Origin of the sequence: Corallococcus sp. CA041A (assembly GCF_003612075.1) — a bacterium.
In the GTDB taxonomy this organism is placed as follows: Bacteria; Myxococcota; Myxococcia; order Myxococcales; family Myxococcaceae; genus Corallococcus; species Corallococcus exiguus.
The window spans coordinates 1-477 of record NZ_RAWF01000611.1; the positions used below are offsets into that span (position 1 = coordinate 1).

1 protein-coding gene is annotated in these 477 nt (G+C 65.6%); it reads left to right on the top strand.

Annotation, left to right across the window (positions count from 1 at the left end; genetic code table 11):
• Positions 1 to 40: 40 nt before the first annotated feature.
• A partial coding sequence (locus tag D7V77_RS42455; protein WP_233597577.1) for a hypothetical protein occupies positions 41 to 477 on the top strand: 437 nt, incomplete at its 3' end.

The following is a 477-nucleotide window of genomic DNA, read 5'->3' on the forward strand; positions in this document are numbered from 1 at the left end:
GTTCCACGCCAGCCACTATCACCCCTCGCAGGCAGTGTTCATGACCGCCGGCGCCATCGACCCGGTGCGCGTGCAGCAGGTCATCGCCGAACATGTGCTGGACCGCCTCTCCGGCAACGCGCCGCGCATGATGCCCGAACTGGCGCCCACATGGGACCATCCGCGCGAAACCACCATACGCATTCCATCGCCTACCGCCAAGGATGACGAGTTCGGCATACAGCTGGCCTGGCTGGCCGGTGAATCGGCCGACGCCATGGCCTACTACCGGGCGCAGCTGCTGGAAGCCGGCTTGGTAGGCGATGCGTCCGCACCGCTGCTGAACGTGATGGAGTCGGCCGGCTACGGCAGGCCGTCTGCCTTCAACGGCATGGACCCGAGCCACAGGCAACTCGTGTTCCACCTCGGCATGGAAGGGCTGACACGCCAGCAGACGGAAACCGCGCGCAAGCTGATCTGGACCACGCTGGAAAAGAC